Here is a 4,024-nt window from a genome sequence, read left to right as displayed (position 1 = left end):
CTCCTTGACGAACCGTTCTTGTTCCTCGTCGAGTCGCAGGGTAAACCGATACGTTTTCGCAGCCATTAATCACCTACCTTCTTCGCTCCCACATACCTATACAACTTCTTAGGCTTAAGCCGTTTATCCACACTTCGATGTGGAGATCTATTTTTATTAAAAATCATTTTATCATTCTTCAGTTTTTAAGTCCATAGGATCTCTCCACATCCGCCTTATGGGATCTAGGCCTTAGGCCTGGGAAACCCAGGCCCAACCACACGCTTTACAGACCGCCCCTACGAATTAAAAAATTAATCGAATGTCGGGGCGGGGCCAGCATCACATCAAGCACCCCTACCGGGGTGCGATGTGAGCTGGCCGGGGCGTGCCGCCCCTGGACCCCTGCTGGGAATATCTTCGCTAGAGCACCTTTATGTGATCTCAGGGTGGTGCTCGCTTGATATTCCACTCGCCGTACCCTGCAAGGATGCAGGATAAGACGGCGAGATCTAGGGGTCAACGTAGCGATTCTGAGGCGTGGAGAAGTCACGATTTTATTTCCACATCTAGAACGGAACGTTGTTACCTTGAGCCCCGTTATTCTGCTGGGGTTGTTGGGGTTGACGCGCTACCTGCTGAGCAGTGGATTGAATGTCCTGCGGAGCAGATTTGACCCCCAATTCAGTCAGTAAATCACGCAGTGGAAGGTCTTGATACTTAGACCATTGGGAGCGAGGTTTCGTTGCGGCTGCAAAGAGGACTTCGCCCATTTGTTTCATTACCTTTTCCCGCTCAGCTTCCATGGCTTTGTCGGCATCGTCACGAGCCTTCTTGTGACGCTCTAAACGAGAGATTGCGATGTTTAATCTTTTGTTACTCATACATATAAGTATAGACACTGTTTAAGAAAAAAGCTATAGCATATAGACGAAGAAAATGGGTAACGACACGCCGATAAAGGTGCTAAAAAATACACGAATCGCAAAGAAAGGATGACCATAGAATGACATGAAGGCAGGCTTATATCATCACTTCCGTCACTTTGACGGGACTGACACTCGTGGTTGCGATGAGGGGCGACAGCATCGAGGTTGATAGCAGTGGGGTTAAGGGGTTAGGGGCTGTCATAGAACCCTTGAAAGAGTACCTACCAAGGGGGCATAAACTACACACTCATCAAAGGGAAGTGCATGTGTCCCGGTCGCTCGCGCGCCCGGGAAATGTGTGGGGGTCTGCGCTTTCGCGCATCCCCCAAAAATATCTTCTTCCACAAGGGGATGGAAAAAGAAGTCTGCATGGCATGTAATCTCTTAGCTCTGACACGCGATATAGCGGGGGGTAGTTTTGCCCTGATCGGGGACTGTCGCAGTGCTGAAGCAGATGCTGGGTGGTGGATACATCGGTAACCTCTCGCTGAGCAGGTACCACGATTCCGCTGGCGCACCCAACTTCTAGTTTCCGACAGCCACAAACGGTGTAGAACTTACCCTTGTACAGGGTATTAGCTCAATGAGCCAAGTACGGTACAAACCAGTAAAGTCCTGGAGCACACCTTTAGGTACTCCAGGACTGTCAAAAGGAAGGGCTACTTATTATGATGACCAGAACTCTTTATGGACTTCTCTACGTTCTCTCTTGCGGTCTCTGCGACGGAGTTCTTCCAAAGACGGATCTAGATAGTCTGGCATCGGCCGTACTGCCTTCAAAGTAGGCCTTCCTTCCACAGCGATCCCCAGCGCTGTAAGTAGATCTACCACCGAGCGATCCCGGTAGCATGACCACTTGTAACTCGAACTTACAGCAATGCCCCAGAGCACTTCACCGAGACTAGACGCGAGGTCCTTTCGCAGCGAGATCTGGAGGTTCTGCGAAGTCTCGACAGAGTTGTCGTTAATCTCGATATCTTCCAGCATTTCATGGACATCTCTTTTATCTAAAGACATGAAAAGAATTCCTTTCAGTATTGGAGTGGTGTGTTGACAAACGGCAAGCGAAACTCACGGCTTTGTGGCTCAACGGGGAGTCTGTAGGAGTCGGGTTTAAAATTCCAGGCGCTTGCGCCCTAAAGTCCCCCTTTGTAGGGAAGGTGACATTACAGAGGACAGACATCAAGCCCCTCGCTTTCTTCGATACCGAACGGATCGACACTCATCATCGCAGAGACGTAGGGGGCGATAGCATCAAGATCAACATCAATTTGGCGTTCAGTTTTTGATTTCGCGTGGTGCCAGTACCGATCAGAGGGACGTGGCAGATTGAAGCGCTTGAAGGCGTCGAGGCGGTCTGCGAGCAGCCTGTCGCCCGCCAGCCAAGGGATGTTGATAACGCCCTGACGCTGCGCAATCACGATACCCTTAGCGATGCGATCCAACCGGTTGTGTTCATCTTGCGAACCAACATTGTTGAGGATGGTGTCTAAGCGTTGACAGTAGTCGTGCCACTGCTCCCGCGTGCGACGCACTGGCGAACGTTTCCATTCAACATCACCGGTCTCTTTATTCACGGACTTAAGACCTTGGTCGATAGAACGACCGATCGCATACTCTTCAGGAGTTTCCCATGGCACTGTTTTTACACGCGCCACCTCATATGACTTTCCGTTGATAATGATCGTTTCATGAGTCATACCGTCTGGTACTGGTCGACGCTTACGGTCGAACTCGAGAGCTAGTTCCTTGTGCTGTATGACAGGGGAAAAATCTTTACGATCTTCCACGCGGCTAAGCTCTTGCAGCGATGGAAAGCGCTTCATTTCCATCGGTAGAGCACCGTCCCGCGAGACCACGAGGTCGTACATGAAATCACGGTCGTCTTGAGAATCCGGCGCGATGTGCGGGGGCACCTTGTATCCACCATGAGCTAATACACCACCAGGCTCTCGGGAGAAGTTCGCACGCGTGGAAACGTTGTAGAGATCGCTCTGCTGATGTTTCTGCTCCCACATGGTACGAGAGTCTGTGAGAGCTTCGCGAGCATCTCTCCAGATTTCACCCAGACCGAATTGGTCGAGTTCCTCAACCACGTCTAGCGGGGCGTCGGTAATAAACCCATCGGTTGTACAAGAAGGGGTCGAGTAGCCTGCGTCATCAAGTTGATTTAGCGTTGCAAGAAGCACAACACGCGCGAGGGATGTAGTCATACTCGCGTGGTATGGGCTGGTGATAGATGACCCACCAATAGCGTCATATTCCTGTGCCCAGGAATCCCATCCACGTTGCCCCACAACCCCTTGAGCCAATTTCCCGTAGGGAGAATTAGCCATTAGCTTGATAATCGACTGCTCAAAAGACTTCGCACCAAATTCTTCCTTAGCACGGGCACGGTCATCGATCAGTTGGTGGTATGCATCACGAAGTAGGCGCGAGGGGTGCCCGTCCCCATCGGTACGTACACGCCCCACGTGGCCTATTTGACACGTGATTTTAGCGCCTAACTTGAGTGCTAACCACACTTCCGGCCCCGTTACCCACACACCACGCCCCTCGCCGGATGAGCGTGGGTAAAGCAACGAACCATTGACAGGCACAGGGATGGTTGGATACAGGACCGTATCGGGGAACGTGAAGCTAACGAACCCGGCGAAGGGGGTTAGCGGCCCATATTTCAGAAAATCATTGATAGACAACTCCTCGTTATTGATGGTCCGAATAATCACCCCGTCAGGATGTAAATAATCAACGTCTAGAACACAACTCGCAGCCGTGGGATAACAATTTTGCAAATCCAAATCGTAGGTACACTCTCTGAAAATCCCCACTTCAGAGGACATGTTATACCCCCCACGAAAAGCAAAAGCGAAAGCATGGATCCATGTGGCAGTAGCACCGTCGAGCGGCTGTAGCTCGCGCTTTCGGTAGTAATCTAACTGGTTTTCCACACCACCATCTTTAACCTCGGTGGTACTCACCACCTTATGTAGACCACCAAACACAGCGTTAAAATCCGCGCTACTACCACCAATGTTTGCGCTAATGTGTTTCTTCACTGCGAGCGCTGCACCGGTAGGGAGAGTCTGAAGCGTCCTGGGTTTAGTTCCTACCTC

2 protein-coding genes and 1 pseudogene are annotated in these 4,024 nt (G+C 51.0%); all 3 read right to left on the bottom strand.

Going from position 1 to position 4,024, the window contains the following annotated elements:
• Positions 1-548: 548 nt before the first annotated feature.
• Positions 549-863 carry a hypothetical protein gene (locus HMPREF3149_RS10820; RefSeq protein ID WP_141741519.1) on the bottom strand — a complete coding sequence of 105 codons (315 nt, stop codon included), beginning with the start codon at positions 861-863 and terminating at the stop codon, positions 549-551.
• 711 nt (positions 864-1,574) lie between these two features.
• Positions 1,575-1,925 carry a hypothetical protein gene (locus HMPREF3149_RS10815; RefSeq protein WP_070538108.1) on the bottom strand — a complete coding sequence of 117 codons (351 nt, stop codon included), beginning with the start codon at positions 1,923-1,925 and terminating at the stop codon, positions 1,575-1,577.
• Positions 1,926-2,074: 149 nt separating this feature from the next.
• Positions 2,075-4,024 (bottom strand): annotated as a pseudogene (locus HMPREF3149_RS13455) (DNA polymerase); the annotation flags it as partial.

Origin of the sequence: Corynebacterium sp. HMSC05E07 (genome assembly GCF_001807225.1) — a bacterium.
GTDB lineage: Bacteria > Actinomycetota > Actinomycetes > Mycobacteriales > Mycobacteriaceae > Corynebacterium > Corynebacterium singulare.
The sequence above is the reverse complement of the archived record's forward strand: the minus strand, read 5'-3'. Positions and strand labels throughout refer to the sequence as shown.